Annotated in this window: 18 protein-coding genes; 10 read left to right on the forward strand and 8 right to left on the reverse strand. The window is 66.2% G+C overall.

Annotated features, from left to right (window positions below):
• Positions 1-311 precede the first annotated feature (311 nt).
• From gmd to E6A21_RS09420, 8 genes are all read left to right on the forward strand, one after another.
• Positions 312-1,355 (forward strand): GDP-mannose 4,6-dehydratase, encoded by a 1,044-nt coding sequence (gene gmd / locus E6A21_RS09385; protein WP_138443895.1) that lies wholly within the window; start codon positions 312-314, stop codon positions 1,353-1,355.
• Positions 1,345-2,319 (forward strand): GDP-L-fucose synthase family protein, encoded by a 975-nt coding sequence (locus E6A21_RS09390; protein ID WP_246036318.1) that lies wholly within the window; start codon positions 1,345-1,347, stop codon positions 2,317-2,319. Before gmd ends, E6A21_RS09390 begins: the two co-directional genes overlap by 11 nt.
• Entirely contained in the window at positions 2,316-4,142 is a 1,827-nt protein-coding gene (locus E6A21_RS09395) for a DUF4012 domain-containing protein (protein WP_138443897.1), read from the forward strand. The genes E6A21_RS09390 and E6A21_RS09395 overlap by 4 nt, the downstream gene beginning before the upstream one ends.
• Positions 4,143-4,219: 77 nt before the next feature.
• Positions 4,220-4,804, forward strand: a complete 585-nt coding sequence (locus E6A21_RS09400; protein ID WP_138443898.1) for a hypothetical protein — start codon at positions 4,220-4,222, stop codon at positions 4,802-4,804.
• Positions 4,805-4,984: 180 nt separating this feature from the next.
• Complete coding sequence (locus E6A21_RS09405) at positions 4,985-6,331, forward strand: UDP-glucose dehydrogenase family protein (RefSeq protein ID WP_138443899.1); 1,347 nt, start codon at positions 4,985-4,987, stop codon at positions 6,329-6,331.
• 4 nt (positions 6,332-6,335) lie between these two features.
• A complete protein-coding gene (locus tag E6A21_RS09410) occupies positions 6,336-7,481 on the forward strand; it encodes a glycosyltransferase (protein WP_171041343.1) in 1,146 nt (381 codons plus the stop codon).
• 192 nt (positions 7,482-7,673) lie between these two features.
• A complete protein-coding gene (locus tag E6A21_RS09415) occupies positions 7,674-8,492 on the forward strand; it encodes an AfsR/SARP family transcriptional regulator (protein WP_138443901.1) in 819 nt (272 codons plus the stop codon).
• 234 nt (positions 8,493-8,726) lie between these two features.
• The gene (locus tag E6A21_RS09420; protein WP_138443902.1) at positions 8,727-9,005 is read left to right on the forward strand and encodes a helicase associated domain-containing protein; all 279 of its coding nucleotides are present in this window, start codon (positions 8,727-8,729) and stop codon (positions 9,003-9,005) included.
• A 251-nt stretch (positions 9,006-9,256) separates the two neighbouring features.
• Here E6A21_RS09420 and E6A21_RS09425 read toward each other — a convergent pair whose 3' ends face one another.
• The 3 genes from E6A21_RS09425 to E6A21_RS09435 form a co-directional block, all read right to left on the reverse strand.
• Positions 9,257-9,787, reverse strand: coding sequence for a PP2C family protein-serine/threonine phosphatase (locus E6A21_RS09425; protein WP_138443903.1), 531 nt, complete (start codon positions 9,785-9,787; stop codon positions 9,257-9,259).
• Between the two features lie 14 nt (positions 9,788-9,801).
• The gene (locus E6A21_RS09430; RefSeq protein ID WP_171041344.1) at positions 9,802-10,431 is read right to left on the reverse strand and encodes a GAF domain-containing protein; all 630 of its coding nucleotides are present in this window, start codon (positions 10,429-10,431) and stop codon (positions 9,802-9,804) included.
• Between the two features lie 189 nt (positions 10,432-10,620).
• Entirely contained in the window at positions 10,621-11,664 is a 1,044-nt protein-coding gene (locus E6A21_RS09435) for an NAD(P)-dependent alcohol dehydrogenase (protein ID WP_138443905.1), read from the reverse strand.
• A gap of 153 nt (positions 11,665-11,817) precedes the next feature.
• On the opposite strand from E6A21_RS09435, the gene E6A21_RS09440 reads away from it, so the two are divergent.
• A complete protein-coding gene (locus E6A21_RS09440) occupies positions 11,818-12,402 on the forward strand; it encodes a TetR/AcrR family transcriptional regulator (protein ID WP_138443906.1) in 585 nt (194 codons plus the stop codon).
• A gap of 45 nt (positions 12,403-12,447) precedes the next feature.
• On the opposite strand, the gene E6A21_RS09445 is transcribed toward E6A21_RS09440, so the two are convergent.
• The 5 genes from E6A21_RS09445 to E6A21_RS09465 form a co-directional block, all read right to left on the reverse strand.
• Positions 12,448-13,566 carry a YeiH family protein gene (locus E6A21_RS09445; protein WP_138443907.1) on the reverse strand — a complete coding sequence of 373 codons (1,119 nt, stop codon included), beginning with the start codon at positions 13,564-13,566 and terminating at the stop codon, positions 12,448-12,450.
• 117 nt (positions 13,567-13,683) lie between these two features.
• Positions 13,684-13,929 (reverse strand): hypothetical protein, encoded by a 246-nt coding sequence (locus tag E6A21_RS09450; RefSeq protein WP_138443908.1) that lies wholly within the window; start codon positions 13,927-13,929, stop codon positions 13,684-13,686.
• 155 nt (positions 13,930-14,084) lie between these two features.
• Positions 14,085-15,119: a zinc-dependent alcohol dehydrogenase family protein gene (locus E6A21_RS09455; protein WP_138443909.1), complete on the reverse strand. Its 1,035-nt coding sequence runs from the start codon at positions 15,117-15,119 to the stop codon at positions 14,085-14,087.
• Between the two features lie 38 nt (positions 15,120-15,157).
• Positions 15,158-15,457, reverse strand: a complete 300-nt coding sequence (locus tag E6A21_RS09460) for a DUF4193 family protein (RefSeq protein ID WP_138443910.1) — start codon at positions 15,455-15,457, stop codon at positions 15,158-15,160.
• 145 nt (positions 15,458-15,602) lie between these two features.
• Positions 15,603-16,673: a LacI family DNA-binding transcriptional regulator gene (locus E6A21_RS09465; protein WP_138443911.1), complete on the reverse strand. Its 1,071-nt coding sequence runs from the start codon at positions 16,671-16,673 to the stop codon at positions 15,603-15,605.
• 131 nt (positions 16,674-16,804) lie between these two features.
• Between E6A21_RS09465 and E6A21_RS09470 the strand changes: the two genes are divergently transcribed.
• A complete protein-coding gene (locus tag E6A21_RS09470; RefSeq protein ID WP_138443912.1) occupies positions 16,805-17,626 on the forward strand; it encodes an ABC transporter substrate-binding protein in 822 nt (273 codons plus the stop codon).
• Positions 17,627-17,629 lie beyond the last annotated feature (3 nt).

The raw sequence follows: 17,629 nt of genomic DNA on the forward strand, positions 1-17,629 counted from the left end.
ATGCCGCGAACCGCGTCCTCTTTCGACGGGTGACCCTGCACCAATGTCTCCCCCTAGGACCGCACTGATCCTTCCAACCCCGCACGCTATCACCGCGAAGATCAGCGGCATATCCTAGCTTGTCATGAAAGGGTGAGCATCTAGTGAACGATGTCTCAGTACCGTAGCGTTTGGTTTTCAGCGTAAGTCATGCACCACGTAGGTCTCGTATGATGACTGTGCCTCAGTGGTCAGCGACCTAGGGTGCTCGCCGTAGGCGAGAAAATCGGGCGGCACCGTCGCGTGTCCCCTAGGGGGAAGGGACATTCGTCGTGGCAAAGAAGGCGTTCATTACCGGAATCACAGGGCAGGACGGCTCGTATCTTGCCGAGCTGCTGCTCTCCAAGGGCTATGAGGTCCATGGGCTTATCCGTCGCAGCTCGACATTCAACACTTCCCGCATCGACCACCTCTACGTCGATCCCCACGAAAGCGATGCGCGCCTCTTCCTGCACTATGGGGACCTGAGCGACGGCGGCCGCCTTGTGAGCCTGCTGGCGAACCTGCGCCCCGACGAGGTCTACAACCTCGCTGCCCAGTCGCACGTGCGGGTCTCCTTCGACGAGCCAGAGCACACCGGAGACACGACCGGGATCGGCTCGGTTCGCATGCTCGAGGCCGTTCGCCTCTCCGGAATTCACACCCGCTTCTACCAGGCCTCGTCATCGGAAATGTTTGGCTCGACACCTCCGCCCCAGGACGAGACGACGCCATTCCACCCGCGCTCCCCATACGGAGCAGCCAAGGTGTACAGCTATTGGATCACTCGGAACTACCGCGAGGCCTACGGCATGTTCGCGGTGAACGGCATCCTCTTCAACCACGAGTCGCCCCGGCGCGGCGAGACCTTCGTGACCCGCAAGATCACGCGCGCCGCCGCAGCCATCAAGGCCGGCATCCAAGACCACCTTTACCTCGGCAACCTCGACGCCGTTCGTGACTGGGGGTACGCGGCTGAGTATGTGGAGGGCATGTGGCGCATGCTCCAGGCTGACGAGCCTGAGGACTTCGTCCTCGCCACAGGCCAGAGCCGGACAGTGCGGGACTTCCTCGACGTTTCCTTCGGGCATGTCAACCTCGACTGGCAGGACCACGTGCGCTTCGATGAGCGGTACCTCCGGCCGGCCGAGGTCGATGCCCTCATCGGGGACGCGAGCAAGGCTCGCGAGAAGCTGGGCTGGGAGCCGACGGTCGGGCCGGATGAGCTCGCGCGACTCATGGTGGACGCCGACCTCGAAGCGCTCAAGTTCCCGAGGGGTTCGTGGATTGACACAGTGGACCTCGAAAGCTGGGGAGCGACGGCCGGTGTCCGCTGAATTAGATTTCACGCCCGGTCCGCTCGACCGGGACGCGCCTGTGTATATCGCCGGGCACCGTGGCCTTGCGGGTTCTGCCATTTGGCGGAAGCTCGAGGCGGAGGGCTTCTCGAGGCTGATCGGCAGGACGTCAACCGAGCTTGACCTGAAGGACCGGGACGCTGTCTTCGGATTCTTCGAGCAGGAGAAACCGGAGTGCGTCTTCCTCGCGGCGGCGAAGGTCGGCGGGATCCTCGCGAACGACACCTATCCCGCTGACTTCCTGAGCGAGAACCTGCAGATCCAGGTGAACGTCATGGACGCGGCAGTCCGCTTTGGGGTGCGCAGGCTCCTGTTCCTGGGCTCATCCTGTATCTACCCGAAGTTCGCGCCGCAGCCGATCAAGGAATCGGCCCTGCTCCAAGGCGATCTCGAACCGACGAATGACGCGTACGCAATCGCCAAGATCGCGGGAATCCTCAATGTGCAGGCGGTCCGCCGCCAGCATGGGCTTCCTTGGATCTCAGCGATGCCAACCAACCTCTACGGCCCGGGGGACAACTTCTCGCGCCTCGGATCGCACGTTCTGCCGGCCTTGATCCGCCGCTACGAGGAAGCCCGTCTCGAGGGGCTTCCCAGCGTCGTGAACTGGGGGACAGGCAGCCCCCGCAGGGAATTCCTGCACGTCGACGACCTCGCGTCAGCGCTTCTCCACCTCATGGAGAATTACGACGGCCCGCAGCACGTGAACGTGGGGACGGGCACGGATGTCACCATCAAGGAACTCGCCGAAGCGGTTGCGGCGACGGTGGGCTACGAGGGGTCATCCGAATGGGACCTGAGCAAGCCCGATGGCACGCCGCAGAAGCTGCTGGACGTCTCGAAGCTCAACGCCACCGGCTGGTTCCCGACGATTGACCTTGAGCAAGGCCTCAAGTCCACGGTGGAGTGGTTCCGCGAGCACTCGGAGGATTTCCGTCAGTGAGCGTCGAACCGGGCACGCCTGCACGGCGTCGCCGGGCTCTGGCCCGGCCGCGTCGACGCAAGCGTCCCTGGCTCCTTGCAACGGGAGTGATTCTGCTGCTGCTCGTCGCCTGCTCCGTCTGGCTCGGGGTCAGGGGCTATCTCGCGCAACGAGAGATTGCCCAGTCTCAGGAACTCGCAAAGGTTGTCCAGGCTGAAATCGTCGCCGGGCAGACCAGCCAGGCCAAAGGCAGCGCAGCGCAGCTCGCTTCGCACGTCGACGCTGCCCGCGGATACGTCGACGACCCCATGTGGCGAGCCGCAGCCGTGATTCCCGTCCTCGGCACCAATTTCTCAACCGTCAACCAGCTGACGGCCATTCTGAGCAACGTCGCCCACGGGGCTGTGCTTCCGCTTTCCGACGTGGCGGCAAGCATCAGTCCCTCAACGCTCAAACCCGCTCAAGGGGTCATGGACCTTCAGGCGCTGACGGCAGCTCGCCCTGCGGTCGTTCAAGCCAAGGGTGTCCTCGAGGGCGCCTATTCACAGGTGAGCGCCATCTCGCCGGGTTTCGGCGCACTGCCACAGATCACGGACGGCCTCGACAAATTCAAAGCTGTGCTGAACCAAGCGGCCCAGCAGATTTCGACGGCGGACGTCGCCACGGGCGTGCTGCCCGCCATGCTGGGGGACGACGGGCCGCGGACTTACCTCGTGCTGTTCCAGAACAATGCAGAGCTCCGCTCGACAGGAGGCATTCCGGGCGCCGCTGCAGAGATCCACGTCGACCACGGCCACATCACCTTCGGACGGCAGGCCGAGGCCAAGGACATCGGGCAGTTTCCGCAGCCCGTGCTTCCTCTCGCCGATCAGACGAAGGGGCTGTATGGGCCGATCGTCGGCCAGTACTTCCAAGACGTGAATCTTGCTCCGCAGTTTCCACTGACGGCTCGACTGGCCACCGAGATGTGGAAGCAGCGCTTCGGGGACCAGACTGACGGCGTCATCTCGCTCGACCCCGTCGCGCTGAGCTACATCCTCCAGGCGACCGGCCCTGTGCATCTCCCGACGGGGGAAAGTCTTGACAGCAGCAATGCGGTCAAGCTCCTGCTGAGTGACGCATATGCGAAGTACGACACCGTCAATCAGAAGGATGGCTTCTTCTCGACCGCGGCTGCGGCCGCCTTCGCCAAAGTCGCCGCTGGGGGATTTCAGCCGAAGCCCATGCTCTCTGCCCTCACCCGCTCCGCTTCCGAACACCGCCTGCTCGTGTGGAGTCCGAATCAAAAGGAGCAGGACGCGATCCAGGCTGGAAACGTCTCGGGGTCGCTGCCCGCGCAAACGCCCTCTCGCGGGGTTTTCGGTGTCTATCTCAACGATGCCACCGGGGCCAAGATGGACTACTACCTCCGCGAGTCCTACAAGATCGGTGGAGCCATGTGCCGAGCCGACGGCAGGCCGACGTGGCAGCTCGAAGTGACTCTGACGAATACCGCACCTTCGGACGCCGCCAGCGCGCTGCCCGCCTATGTCACCGGAGGCGGCGTCTACGGCGTCCAGCCCGGAGACGTCAAAACTCAGGTCAGTGTGTATGCGCCGCCTTCGGCCATCTACCTTGGCTCGTCTCAGGACGGGAATGTCCTCAGCGTCCACAGTGACATGGATTCCGGATATCCGGTCGCGCAGACGGCCCCCGTCCTTTCACCGGGCCAGACCGTGACGCTGAAGTTCCAATTCCTCGGAGCACCCAACGCTGAGACCAAGCCCGACATGATATCGACGCCCACCGTTAACAATCCGAGCGTTTCGACTGCGTCACTTTCGTGTCAAGATGGAGTACGCTAACGTGTCCGTAGAGTACTGGTTCGGGAGCTGTCGTAGAACCGATATTCAACTATCAATCAAAGACTGGGGACCTTGCCATGTTGAAAAAAGCCCTCGCAGTACTGTCCTTCGCCGTCCTGGCCTTCGTCGCTGCGCCTAGCGCTGCGAACGCGGCCGGCTACGTTCCGAACAACAACGTCACCGTGACGGGGAATGCCGTGCCCGGTGGTACCGTCACGGTCAACTTCGCTGCCGGCTCCTACGCACCCAATGAGTCGGTTGCTGTTTCCGTGAGCGGCAACACGCCTGTCACTCTCTCGGTTGTGAAGGCGGCCGTTCTCACTTCCATCACCAAGCAGGCGTCGGCAAGCGGCGCCCTGTCGGTCAACGTGACGCTTCCGACCAATGCATCGGGCACCTACACGCTGACCGCCACCGGCCTGAGCTCGGGCAACGTGGGCACGGCGTCCATCACGACCGTCCCGGCGGCTAGCGGAAGCCTGGCGAACACGGGCACGACCGCCAACACGAGCGGAAACCTCGCGAACACGGGTGGCAACCTTGCCAACACGGGCGCCACGCTTCCGATGCTCATGATCTGGATCGGCGCCGGCGCGCTCATCCTCGGCATCGCGATCGTCGGCACGCTGACGTTCGTCCGCCGTCAGCGCCGCAACGCCTAGCTCGAACGCTTTCCAACGGCCCGGAGCTCATTGAGCTCCGGGCCGTTGCCTATAGTTTGAGCGCGTTGGCTCGCAGGGCGCGCTGGTATTGAAGAGCAATTGTTTTGAGGCGTGGCAGCGACGCACTTGATGGCTTTGTGACGAAGCTGTCAAAGTTGCTGCGCAGGGGGCGGGGTAACCATGAAGATCAGCGTCATTGGCACGGGCTACTTGGGAGCCACGCACGCGGCCTGCTTGGCCGAGCTTGGGCACGAGGTCATAGGGCTGGACACTGACCCGCTCAAGATTGCGTCCCTCGCGGCCGGCGAACTCCCCTTCTTCGAACCCGGTCTTGCCGAACTCCTGAACCGGCACGTCGCCAGCGGGCGGCTGCGATTCACGACGTCCTACGAAGAAGTGGGCGCGTGGGCAGACGTCCACTTCCTGGGTGTCGGGACTCCCCAGCGTCAGGGCGAAGGATCCGCCGATACGGCCTTCGTCGAGGCCGCCGTGACGTCTCTGGCCGAGACGATCACGCGCGATGCCCTGATCGTGGGCAAGTCGACCGTTCCGGTCGGGACCGCCCAGCGCCTTCGCGAGCTCCTCGTCCGTCATGAGGATCCGAGCGTCAGGATCGGTCTAGCCTGGAATCCAGAGTTCTTGCGTGAAGGCTTCGCGGTCCAAGACACCCTGCGCCCCGATCGGATCATCGTGGGCGTGGACGACGCCGCTCACGCGGAAACAGTGAAGGCTGTCTACGCTGCGGCGGACGAACTCGGGATCCCCTTCATCGTGACGGACTTCGAGACGGCCGAACTCGTGAAGATGGCAGCCAACGCATTCCTCGCCACTAAGATCAGCTTCATCAACGCGTTCTCAGAGATCACAGAGGCAGTCGGCGGTGACATCCGGACCCTCGCGGAGGGACTGGGCCTCGACGAACGGATCGGCCCCAAGTTCCTCCGTGCTGGCCTCGGGTTCGGCGGCGGGTGCCTGCCGAAGGACATCAGAGCCCTTCAGGCGAGGGCAAGCGAACTCGGCCACGAGCGGAGTATGCGATTCCTCTCGGAAGTAGAGGGCATCAACCTGAGGCGCCGCGAACGGGCGGTCTTCCTCGCAACGTCGATGCTCGGCGAGCTCCGCGGGAAGAGGATCGCCGCACTCGGCGCGGCCTTCAAGCCCGACAGTGACGACGTCCGCGACTCGCCAGCACTCGACGTCGCCGTCCGGCTCTTCGACGCTGGCGCCGACGTCGCGGTCTATGATCCCAAGGCCAACGCAAACGCCTCCCAGCGATTCCCGAGACTCGGATATGCCGACAGTCTTGCAGACGCGGTCATGGGGGCTGACCTCATACTCGTCCTCACGGAATGGGATGAGTTCAAGAGTCTGAGCCCTGACATGCTGGGCGCTCTGACCCCGGCGCGGAAGATCGTGGACGCACGGAATGTGCTCGTCGCCCATCAATGGACCGCCGCCGGTTGGGATTTCGCTGCACTCGGCCGCAAGCACGCGCCGGTTTTCGACCACGTGCCCGTGGACGCCTGACTCCATGGGCTCTACCGACACCGGACGTCTCAGGAAAGTCGCCATCGTTCAGCCCTACGTCCCCACCTATCGCGTCGCGTTCTTCGAGGGGCTGCGCGCTCGGCTCGCTGAGCAGGGAGTCGATCTCATCGTCGTCGCCGACGATCCGGACGGCGCCCAGTCAGGGCGGAACGACGCAGCCGACCTTCCCTGGGTCGAGCACTTCAGCCAACGGCGGATCCGTGTAGGGAGTCGAACTGTTCGCCTGGGGACGGCCTACCGCTTCTGGAAGCGGTGCGACGCCGTCGTCGTCGGCCACCTCGGCTCGTCACTCGATACAAATCTCGCGCTCGCACTCTCGTCGCTCCGGGGACCCAAAGTCGGGGTCTGGGGTCACATCGGCTCCTACGTCCGCGACGCCAATCCAGTGGACGCCTGGGTGGAACGATGGCAGGTCCGCAGAGCGGGCCACGTGTTCGCCTACACGCCAGGCGGGGCTCGCCTCGCCGTCGAACTCGGTGCCGATCCCAGCAGGGTGACTACGGTCATGAACACGATCGACACGGCGGTGCTTGAGGGGGCTGTGGAAAGCGTCGATGACCGTCAGGCCCGGGAACTCCTCGCCGCAGCAGGGCCAATCGACCGCCGAAGGACGTTCGCCTTCATCGGAGGCCTCGACGCGAGCAAGCGGATCGGATTCCTTGCCGAGGCCTTGGACAGGATCTGGGACGAGGACCAGACGGTTCGGGTCCTCGTGGCGGGGCGAGGCGAAGAGGAATCACTTCTCGGGAGTGCAGTAGACAGAGGTCAAGCTGTGCTCCTCGGCTACGCCGACGCTTGGATCAAGGCCGCCCTTGGTCGCGCAACCCGCGCCATTCTCATGCCGGGCAGAATCGGCCTCATCGCCGTCGACGCGTTGGCGCTCGGGCTGCCTGTCCTCTCGACGTCCTGGCCGTACCACGCCCCGGAATCGGAGTACCTCACCCCGGGGGAGTCCCTGCTGCAGAGTGACGACTCGCCTGAGGCGTACGCCCGTCTGGTCCTCGACGAGGTGCGAACAGCGCCGCGGACTCTCCCACGGGGATATCCGACGCTGGATGGGATGATCGAGAACTTCTCGGCTGGAGTGCTCAGACTGCTGGACGGCGAGCCGGGCAGCTCGGCCGCGTAGGCCGAGACGAGAGTCGAAGGCACCGGCAACCGCCCACTTTTCGAGTATCCGCCCGTGCCCGATGCCCCTCTGCTGAGTACCCGCGACAGCCCTGCCTGAGTGGACCCCCGGGCGAGGACGCGTAGCCGCCACTCGGGACACAGCGAGCAGTCTCGTCTGTACTGGTGTGTGAGCCCATCGCAGGAGGAAGACATGCTCCACATCAGCGCCGCGCCCCGCTGGAAGGTCCAGCTGCTGCGGCAATGGGAACTCCTGCGTGACGGGACGCAGGTACCCGTCGGCACGTTCGGAAGGCGAGTCATCGCCGGCGTGACCCTGGCCGGTCCGGCCTCCGTCGAGGCGATCGCCGAACTGCTCCTGCCTGGGCGGCCCGTGGACGAATCGGCCGAAAGGCTCAGGGCAGAGGTCCACGCGCTCAGGGATCGGATGCCGGGCCTCATTGACGACAACCTCGGCCGGTTGGCCCTCGCTCCCGAGGTCTGGGTGGACCTCGCGGAGCTTCTGCACACGGCGTACAGCCAGGCTGCCATCGTCCCGGCAGGTTCTGAACTCATCGGAGAGCTCAGGGACGCCGAGCTCCTTCCCGGCTGGGTCGAGGACTGGGCCCTGTACTACCGGGAATGCGTGCGCCTCTTCCGCTTCGCCACCCTCGAGGCGATCGCCCGATACAGCCTCAGGCTCGACGACCCGGGGACGGCCGCCGCAGCCGCTCGCAGCTCGTCAGCCCTCGAACCCCTTCGCGAGTCCTCGCACACACTGTTGATCCGGGCCCTCGTGCTCGCCGGCCACCTGCGGGAGGCCTTCTTCGTCCACGAGGACTTCCGCCACCGACTGTTGGAACAGACCGGCACCGAGCCGAGCCCGGCCCTCACGTACGCCCTCGGGCTGGCAGCGTCCACCGCACACACTCCCGCGCGATCGATTGGAGCTGGCGCTGCCGCAACAGAAGCGGCGCGTCCAGATGATGAAGCGGCGCACCCGCAGAAGGAGGCAGTTGAGAATGGCCCTTGATTGCAGACCGGCAACCAGACCCAGGACGACCCGATGAGCGGCCTGGGAGAAGCGCACGAAGCCGGTCCCGGCTCCCGGCACGGTGGGCGCAGGTCGGCGTGGTGGACGGGATGCCTGAGATTCTTCCGCCGCTGGAGTCATCACCCGCGCCACTCCGCCGGAATCGACCCCATGCTCGCCGACGACCTGGGCCCGAAGGGCGAATGAAGCGCTGACGGTTTCAAGGGGGAAACCATGGACGAAGCGATGAGACAGAGCCTCGCGAGGCAGATCACCGGCCTCCCCGAGCCGAAGCAGCCGGAAGGCCAGTTCCCCAGGATGGTCAGGGCGCTCGCCGACTTCAGTGAACTGCGCGGCCGTGCACCGGCGCACAACGCGCAGGACCCGTCCGAGGCCTGGCTCGGCTCATGGCTGGAAACGCAGAGGGCAGCCGAGCGCAGCGGGGACCTGCCCCGAGTCCGCAGCGACCTGCTCAAAGACCTCCTCGGGCCAGACTGGGCCCACCGGGCCTGACTGGGCCCACCGGGCCCACCGGGCCCACCGGGCCTGAAGGACTCGACTCAGCTGAGCTGTCGCGACCGAGCCGGCACGTCGATGAGGGCCCCCATAGTCCCAGTGATTCAGAGGCCCTCATTCGATATTCAGTTTGTATTCGGCTATTCAGTTGAGTTTGCCCCCGCCCAGCCGGGAACGTACTTCTACGCTCCCATCGGAAGGGGGGACAGCCAACACTTGGCCGGTACTCGAATCCGCCCGAGTACCACTTAATTTGCGGCCGAAGCCGCCCGGTGCACGGCCAGGACCGTGACGTCGTCCTCAGCGGACGCCTCCGTGATGAGAGCCGTGACGGCGTCGACTATCGAACTCGGGTCACGATGCTGTGCGACGAGCTCCGCGATTTCCTCGAAGGCCTCGAGGGTCCCACCGTGGAGGTCGAGGAGGCCGTCGGTGAAGGAGACGAGGGTGTCGCCCGGTTCGAGCGTGGCGCGCTCGTTGTTCCGAGACGTCGAGAAGTTGAGGCCGAGCGGCAGGCCCGATCCGCGGAGCTGCTCGCGGGTCCCGTCCGCTCGGACCACCAGGTTCAGTCCATGACCGGCGTCGGCGAAGGTGAGGGCGCCGGTTTCCACCTCGAGGCGCGCGTGGAAGACAGTGACGAAGATTCCCGTGGCCTCGAGGTCCCTGTCGACGACCCTGCCTGCGCCCGCGAGCTGCTCGGCGGGGGAAGCGGGCTCCTGCGCGTTGAGGGCGGCCCGGACTGTCGCCGCCATGAGGGCGGCGCCGGCGCCCTTGCCCATGACGTCTGCGACCGTCAGCTCGACGGCGTCTCCGATGCGCCTCCACGAGTAGAAGTCGCCTCCGAGGCTCTTGAAGGGAGCGCTTGTTGCTGCGATGGCGTAGGCCGGGGCGGCAGGAGGGCCTGCTGGATGGTGACCGCCTGCTCGATCTCGCGCGAGTCCAACAGCTCCCGCTCTGCCCACACGCCCATCTCGTCGAAGCGGCGAAGGGCGTCGCCCAGGAGTTCGCGAGGGCGGTCGTCGTAGAGGCAGAGAGTGCCGACCGGCAGCCCGTCAACATGAAGCGGACGCCCAGCATAGAAGCGGACCCCGCGCCCGCCCGCGACGTCCGGCTTGTGCGCGAACCGGGCGTCGGCCGCCGTGTCGGGGGAGACCGTGAGCTCGTCCGCGCTGATCGTGACGTCGCAGAACGTGTCAGCCCTGTTCCGCACAGCCGTGCCGGGGAACTGGGGCGACTTCGTATAGAGGTAACGGTCGTCCAGCAGGTTGACCGCGGCCACGGGGACCTCGAACAGCTCCTGCGCCGCCCGGGTGATCCGGTCGAAGCGTTCTTCGGAGCCGGTGCCCACCAAGTTCAGCGAGGCCAGGGCGGAGAGGCGATCACCGCCGTCGTCCTCGCCGTCGCCTGCAGCAGTGCTGTCCAACCATTTCCCCTCTCTGGAAAACCGAGACAACGGTAGCGGCTCTTCCCTGCACCTGCATACCCGCGCGTCGAGGTGTCCACCGAACGGCCTCGCCGTTCGCGGTCATCGGACGACGGCGGCCCCAAGCCTCTGCTGGATTGGGGCCGCCATTCCTCCTGATTTCCAGAGTGAATCAATTCCCGGAGCGGATCAGGCGAAGGTTGCCGCGTCGATGACGAACCGGTAGCGGACGTCGGAGGAGAGGACGCGCTTCCAGGCCTCGTTGATGTAGGAGGCATCGATGAGCTCGGTGTCCGGGACGATGCCGTGCTCTGCGCAGAAGTCGAGCATCTCCTGGGTCTCGCGGATTCCTCCGATGCTGGAGCCGGCAAAGGACCGGCGGTTGCGGAAGAGTGTGAAGACCGTGAGGGGAAGGGGCTCGGCGGGGGCGCCCACGTTGACCATCGTGCCGTTCCTGCGCAGGAGCCCCAGGTAGGCGCCGAGGTCGATCGGTGCGGACACGGTGTTGACGATCAGGTCGAAGATGTTCCTGAGCTCCTCGAACGTCTTGGCGTCCTCCGTCGCGAAGTAATGGTCGGCGCCGAGGCGCAGGCCGTCGTCCTTCTTCGACAGGCTCCGGGAGAGCACCGTCACCTCGGCACCCATCGCGTGGGCGAGCTTGACGGCCATGTGCCCGAGCCCGCCCATTCCGACGACGGCGACCCTCTTGCCCGGCCCGGCCTCCCAGTGCCGCAGGGGGGAGTAGGTCGTGATTCCGGCGCAGAGGAGCGGGGCGGCCGCAGCGAAGTCGAGCGCTTCGGGCACACGGAGGACGAAGTCCTCGTCGACCACTACGTGGGTCGAATAGCCGCCCTGGGTGATGGTGCCGTCCCGATCGACGCTGCCGTACGTGCCGACATTGCCGTTGAGGCAGTACTGCTCCTCGCCGGCCAGGCAGTTCTCGCATTCACGGCACGAGTTGACCAGGCAGCCGACGCCGACCCGGTCGCCGACGGCGTGCTTTGTCACTTCGGAGCCGACCTCGGCCACGAGTCCGACGATCTCGTGCCCGACGACGAGCGGGTGCTTGATCGGGCCCCACTCCTCGCGGACGGTGTGGATGTCGGAGTGGCAGATGCCGGCGTACTTGATCTCGATGAGCACATCTTTCGGGCCCACGTCCCGTCGGGTGATCCTCACCGGCTCGAGCGGGGCGTCGGAAGAAGGGGCGGCATAGGCATTGACGGTGAGCAAGGGGTTCTCCTCGGGTCGTTGGTGTTGCTTGCACGACGGAAGCCACCGTAGACCTACCCAGACGAGCACTCCTTAAGCGCCGTGCCCGGGCTGGATGCAAGAAACGGGATTCCAAATGGGTAGACAGACCGGTCTGTATCGTACGATGGCGACGTGGAGGCCGTGCAGAGGGACAAGGACCGGCCGGGTGTCCGGGAACGGGTTCTCGCGGCGGCCTTCGAGCTGTACGCGACCAAAGGCGTCCGGGACACAGGGGTCGAGGAACTGCTGGCCCGGTCGGACGTCGCCAAGGCCAGCTTCTACCGGCACTTCGCCTCGAAGGACGAGCTGGGACTGGCCTATCTGGAACGCCTCTACCAGGAGCGCCGTGAGGAGCTGGCGGCGGCGGTGCGCGCGGCGGGAGAGGGACCGGCCGGCCTGCTCGGCGTCTTCGACGTCTACGCGGAGCTGTTCCGCGCCAAGGTTCCGGAGGCGCGATCCTTCATCCACGTGCTCATGGAGTTGGGGCCGGAGCACCGGCTGGGGAAGGCGTGCATCCACTACTCCGCCCTGCTCCGGGCGGACCTCGCACGCTCCGCAGCCGAGCGGGGGATCCCCGAACCTGACGAATTCGCGGCGGAGATCCAGACCCTCATCAAGGGAGCCATCGTCTCCGCCGCAGAGGGGGACGAGGCTGCGGCCGAGCTGGGGCGGCGGCTCGGGAAGCTCGTCGTGGAGGCACATCTGCGCATGGCGTAGTGCGTGCTTCGGCACCCCGGGGACCCAGCGCTCCGGGGGTCCCGCTCAGAGGGTGCCCGTGAGGGCCTGCAGTCCAAGGCTTGCAAGCCCGACGGCGGCCCACAGCATTCCTCCGAGCAGGAGGGGGCGGGGGCCGGCGGTGCGCATCTGGCTGAGCCGGAGGCTGAGACCGATTCCCGCGAGGGCGACCGTGATCAGGAAAGTGCCGAGGGCCGAAAGGGCCGCGTGCCAGGAAGCCGGGATCGCGCCCAAGGTGTCCAACGCCGCGGCGAGGACGAACCCGATGAGGAACGCCGGGACCAGCTGGGTCCACGGCACGTTCCCGGTGGCCTCGCCCGCAGCCCTGCGGCGCCTGGCCCTGAGGATCGCCAGCCCCACGCTGATTGGAATGATCATGAGCGATCTCGTGAGCTTGACGACGAGGGCGTAGGGCCCAGCTCCCGAACCATAGCTGAATGCGGCGGCCACGACCGACGAGGTGTCATTGATGGCCGTTCCGCTCCAGAGGCCGAAGGAGTGCCCGCTCAGCCCGAGGAGGTGCCCGACGCTGGGGAACAGCAGCACCGCGGCGATGTTGAAGGTGAAGATCGTGCCGATGGCGTAGGCGACGTCCGCCTCCTTCGGCTTGATGACCGCCGTCGTCGCCGCGATCGCCGAGGCCCCGCAGATCCCGGTGCCGACGCCGATGAGGGTGCGTGTGTCGGGGTCGACCCGGAGCCAGCGACCGAGCACCGCGGCCCCGCCGAGGGCCACCGTGAGGGTGCCGAGCATCACCGGAAGCGAGCCTGCGCCGACCTGCACCACCTGCTGGAGGGACAGGCCCGTTCCGAGGACGACGATCGAGGACTGAAGGACCTGCCTTCCGGCGAAGTCGTATCCCGGGCTCCATCGGGTCCCGCGCAACCCGGGCAGTACCGTTCCCACGAGCATCCCGAGCAGGATTCCGAATACCGGTCCGCCGACGACCGGAGCGAGCCCTCCCAGGAGAGTGGCGGCGATTGCGAGCACCACGGCCACGGTCAGCCCGGGCAGCACGGCCAGCCTAGGGAGCACCGTCAGCCCGTGGAGCACCGTCAGAACGGCCCGTGCGCGCGGGGCCCGGCTATCGTCGCGCTCCGCGTCGGCCGCCGTGCCAGAACCTTCCGCAGGCTGTGTCCACCTCATGCCATCACTCTTCTGTGAAAGCCCAGACCCCGGTAGACGCTGATTTGGCATGTCGCCATATACGCCCGATATGGGAAAGGGGCCCATACCGGCCCGTTGCGGCCGGCCCCAGCGGAATCAGTGCTCCTGCAGCTCCCTGACCAACCCATCCAGAGCATGGCGGATCTTCCGCCTCCCCGATGTGATCATGCAGAGCGCGGTGATCAGAAGAACGAGCGAGATCGTGGAGGTCACGTTCGGCCTCATCGGGACGGCCGTCCCGAAGACCAGGACCAGAATCGCGATGGTCGCGATCTTGATGCCGTTGTCCCGACGCATCTGACCCGCCGCGCACTCCTCGCCAAGTCGTTCCAGCTCGTCCATCGCGATCCCATCCGGGTCGGCATGCCCTGCCGGCCGGCCCCGCTCAGCATTGAAGCTCTCGCTGGGGAGATACCCGGCCCGAGGGGATGCAGACACCAGAGGAGGAAGGCGCCGCAGCCTGGTTCCGCAGCGCTCGCCCGCGCGCAGGCTCTGGCCTACCGGAGCAGCACGCGTGACTCGGAATCGTTCGGACGGATCTGCAGCTTGCGTCCTTCGCCCCTGCGGAACATCTCGAGCGCAGTCGGGTAGTCGTCGAGGGTGAAGGAGTGGCTGATCATCGCCTTGGCGTTGATCGCTCCGGCCTCGAAGAGTTCGACGGCGCGCCCGAAGGAGTTCAGCACCGCCATGGTCCCGACGACAGAGATCTCGTCGCGGTAGATGCGGAAGGGGGAGAACTGGGCAGTCCGGTCGGCGGGGGCCACACCGAAGTCCTGGAAGAAGCCGGCGGGCTTCACCCGCGTGAGGGCATCTTCGATGGCACGGATGCTGCCCGTGCAGTCGATGACGACGTCCCACTTCTCCCGCGCGGCGTCGTCCGGCGTGGTGTAGCGGTGCTCGATGCCGCACTCTTCCGCGGTCTTGAGCCGCTCCTCGTTGAGGTCGACGATGGTGACGGTCACGGCTCCGGCCCTCTTGGCCAGCTGGGCCATGAGCAGGCCCATCGTGCCCGAGCCGTACACCAGGACGTGGTCGCCCAGACGGCGGGGGAGGACGTCCCAGCCACGGATCGCGCAGGCCAGCGGCTCGATGAGAGCGGCCTCGTACAGGTCTGTCTCGGGCTTGAGCCTGTAGACGTTGCTGGCCGGGGCCGTGAAGTATTCCTGCGATGCCCCGTCCGAGGCCACCACGCCGAGGCCGTTCCAGAACCGGCAGAGGTTCTGGTGCCCGTTCAGGCAGAACTCGCACTCCCCGCACGTCCTGCTCGGGTTCACGGCGACGTGATCGCCGACCTTGAAGTCGAACACCCCGTCGTTCACGCCCTCGCCGAGTTCGACGATGGTTCCCGTGGCCTCGTGGCCGGGAACCAAGGGGAATACCGTTCCCTCGAACTCGCCGTCGAGCACGTGGATGTCCGTGCCGCAGATGCCGACGGCGGCCGTCTCGATGAGGATCTCCTTGTGTCCCGGCGTCGGCTTCTGCCGCTCCTCGAGTGCGAGATCGCCCTCCGCTTTGAATACAACTGCGCGCATCGTTGCTCCTTCTCGCCGGCAGACCCGTTCGGGCGTGCTCAGTCCTCGCAGTCCCGGCAGTAGGCGAGGCCGTCCTTCTCCCTGGCGAGCTGCGAGCGGTGCCGGACCAAGAAGCAGGACTGGCAGACGAACTCGTCCTCGCCTTGGGGGATGACGTGCACGGTGAGCTCTCCGGACAGGATCTCCCCGCCCAGGTCACCCGTGTCACCGCTGTCGTCGCCGTCGAGCTCGCGGACGACACTTCGCGGATCGGGGGCATTGGCGGATTTGACCGCCTCGAGGGAGTCCTCCTGGGACTCCTTGAGGTCTGGTCGCAGTTCGTCGTAGTCAGTGGCCACGTGTCGGATCGCTTTCTTGACGGCAATGGACAAGGCAGCAACCCTACATCAGACGGACGCGGTCGGCGTCTCGCCCTTCCTGCAAAAATCGGCAATCTCACATCCCGTGACGACCGCGCGGGCGGCGCCCGGTTGCGCGCGGCCCCTAGTTTTCCTCGGACGGCGCGCCCACCGAGGCGCGTTCGACGAGGTGTGCTCTGAGCGGGAGCCGCTCCGCGGGGACGCGGTGCCCGAGCCTCCGCAGGAGCGCCCGCGCTGCCTCCCGGCCCATGTCGTACACGGGCTGGGCCACCACCGTCAGAGGGGGCTCCACGAGTTCGGTCCAGGGAAAGTCGTCGTAGGCGACGACGGAGATGTCCTCGGGAATACGCAGCCCGCGGCGCTTGATGTGCCCGAGTACGCCGAGGGCGATGAGGCTGTCCGAGCAGACGACGGCGGTCGCCGGCGCGGGCCGGTCGAGCAGCTCGGCGCACGCCGCGGCGAGGGTGTCATCGCTGAAGGCGTTGAGCTGGACGAGCGTCGGGTCCCATTCGTCTTCGGCCTCCGTGAAGGCTTGCTCGATCCCGCGGACGCGGTCGGCGACGGGGGAGAGCCCAAGGTCCGCGCCGGGCTCGTAGGGCCCGTCCGTGCGGAGGCTCGAGACGTAGCCGATCCGGCGGTGCCCCGCGTCGAGGAGGAGCCGCCCGACCTGCAGGGCTGCGTCTGCGAAGTCGACCCGCACGGTGTCGAGTTCGAGGCCGTGGATCCCGCGGTCGAAGAGGACGACGGCGCGCCCCCGCTCCTGCGCCGATCCGAGATGGGCTGTCTGGGTGCTCGAGCAGGGCGCGACGACGAGGCCGGCCACCCGCTGCTGCAGGAGCTCCTGGACCGCGCCCACCTCGGCGTCGAGATCCTCGTCGGTGTTGACGAGCACGACCGTGTAGCCCGCGTCGCGGACCTCGTCCGAGATCCCGCGGAGGGCGAGCCCGAAGTGCGCGTTCTCGATATCGCCGACGACGACGCCGATCGAGTTCGAGCGTCCAGTCGTCATGCTCCTGGCGACCTGATTGGGCCGGTAGCCGAGCTGTTCGCTCGCCGCAATCACGAGGGACAGCACCTGCTCGCTCACTGCTCCGTAGCCGCCAAGTGCCCTTGCCGCCTGCGCCTTGGACACTCCCGCGGCACGCGCGACGTCGGCGACGGTGGCCTCCCTCACTGGCTGCTCTCGCTTCGTCATAACTGCATCCCATCCGAAAAAAGAGATTGACGCCACACGGCAACGTAAGTACAGTCACATCATCCCTGAAGTTGAGACCGGTCTCAAACTGAAGAACTGAGACCGGTCTCACCAAAGCGAAAGACGGACGAATGAAAAGCATCAAAGCAGCGGCCCTCGCCGCGGCGGCCGCCCTGGCCCTCTCGCTGTCCGCCTGCGGCGGCTCGAGCACCGCATCCACCACGGACAATCCCTACGGACTCATCACCCCGGGCCAATTCCGGGTCGCCAGCGTCGGCGACTCCAAGCCCTACACGTTCACCGACTCGTCCGGGAAGTTCACCGGCTTCGACGTCGAGCTCTTCACCGACGTGGCCCACCGCATGGGCATCAACAACGTCGTCTTCACAGGCCAGGACTTCTCGGCCATCCTGCCGGCGGTGGCCAACGGCCAGTTCGACGTCGGCGCCGCCGCCATCGGAATCACCGACAAGCGCAAGGAGACCGTCGACTTCTCCGACGGCTATCTCGCCGGCTACCTGACCGTCCTCACGACGAAGACGTCGTCCGTGACGGGCACCGACAGCCTCAAGGGCAAGCGGCTCGGGGTCGTGCAGGGGACGCTGCAGGAGACCTACGCCATGAAGAACTTCCCGGACGCGAACCTCGTGCGGTTCCCCGACAACAACGCGGCGGTCGCCGGGCTGAACTCCGGAAGCATCGACGCTCACTTCCTCGACTACGAGGCCGCCAAGGACTACGTCACGAAGTTCGGCCTCAGGGATGCGGCGGACATCCCCTCGTTCGACGCCCCCGCGGGCTTCGCGATCGCGAAGAACAAGCCAGCCCTCAAGGACGCGCTGAACAAGGCGCTCAAGGCCGCAATGGCCGATGGCACGTGGAAGCGCCTCTACCAGAAGTGGTTCCCGGGCTCGCCCATGCCGAAGCAGTATCTGCCGGCCTCCGACCAGTAAATG

It is taken from the genome of Sinomonas susongensis (assembly GCF_005877005.1).
GTDB lineage: Bacteria > Actinomycetota > Actinomycetes > Actinomycetales > Micrococcaceae > Sinomonas > Sinomonas susongensis.

What these genes read in the sequence shown, in the direction of transcription:
- E6A21_RS09400 (WP_138443898.1), top strand. Translation starts at nt 4,220, where the DNA reads ATGTTGAAAAAAGCCCTCGCAGTACTGTCCTTCGCCGTCCTGGCCTTC.
- E6A21_RS09405 (WP_138443899.1), top strand. Translation starts at nt 4,985, where the DNA reads ATGAAGATCAGCGTCATTGGCACGGGCTACTTGGGAGCCACGCACGCG.
- E6A21_RS09410 (WP_171041343.1), top strand. Translation starts at nt 6,336, where the DNA reads ATGGGCTCTACCGACACCGGACGTCTCAGGAAAGTCGCCATCGTTCAG.
- E6A21_RS09415 (WP_138443901.1), top strand. Translation starts at nt 7,674, where the DNA reads ATGCTCCACATCAGCGCCGCGCCCCGCTGGAAGGTCCAGCTGCTGCGG.
- E6A21_RS09420 (WP_138443902.1), top strand. Translation starts at nt 8,727, where the DNA reads ATGGACGAAGCGATGAGACAGAGCCTCGCGAGGCAGATCACCGGCCTC.
- E6A21_RS09425 (WP_138443903.1), bottom strand. Translation starts at nt 9,787, where the DNA reads ATGGGCAAGGGCGCCGGCGCCGCCCTCATGGCGGCGACAGTCCGGGCC.
- E6A21_RS09445 (WP_138443907.1), bottom strand. Translation starts at nt 13,566, where the DNA reads ATGAGGTGGACACAGCCTGCGGAAGGTTCTGGCACGGCGGCCGACGCG.
- E6A21_RS09450 (WP_138443908.1), bottom strand. Translation starts at nt 13,929, where the DNA reads ATGGACGAGCTGGAACGACTTGGCGAGGAGTGCGCGGCGGGTCAGATG.
- E6A21_RS09455 (WP_138443909.1), bottom strand. Translation starts at nt 15,119, where the DNA reads ATGCGCGCAGTTGTATTCAAAGCGGAGGGCGATCTCGCACTCGAGGAG.
- E6A21_RS09465 (WP_138443911.1), bottom strand. Translation starts at nt 16,673, where the DNA reads ATGACGAAGCGAGAGCAGCCAGTGAGGGAGGCCACCGTCGCCGACGTC.
- E6A21_RS09470 (WP_138443912.1), top strand. Translation starts at nt 16,805, where the DNA reads ATGAAAAGCATCAAAGCAGCGGCCCTCGCCGCGGCGGCCGCCCTGGCC.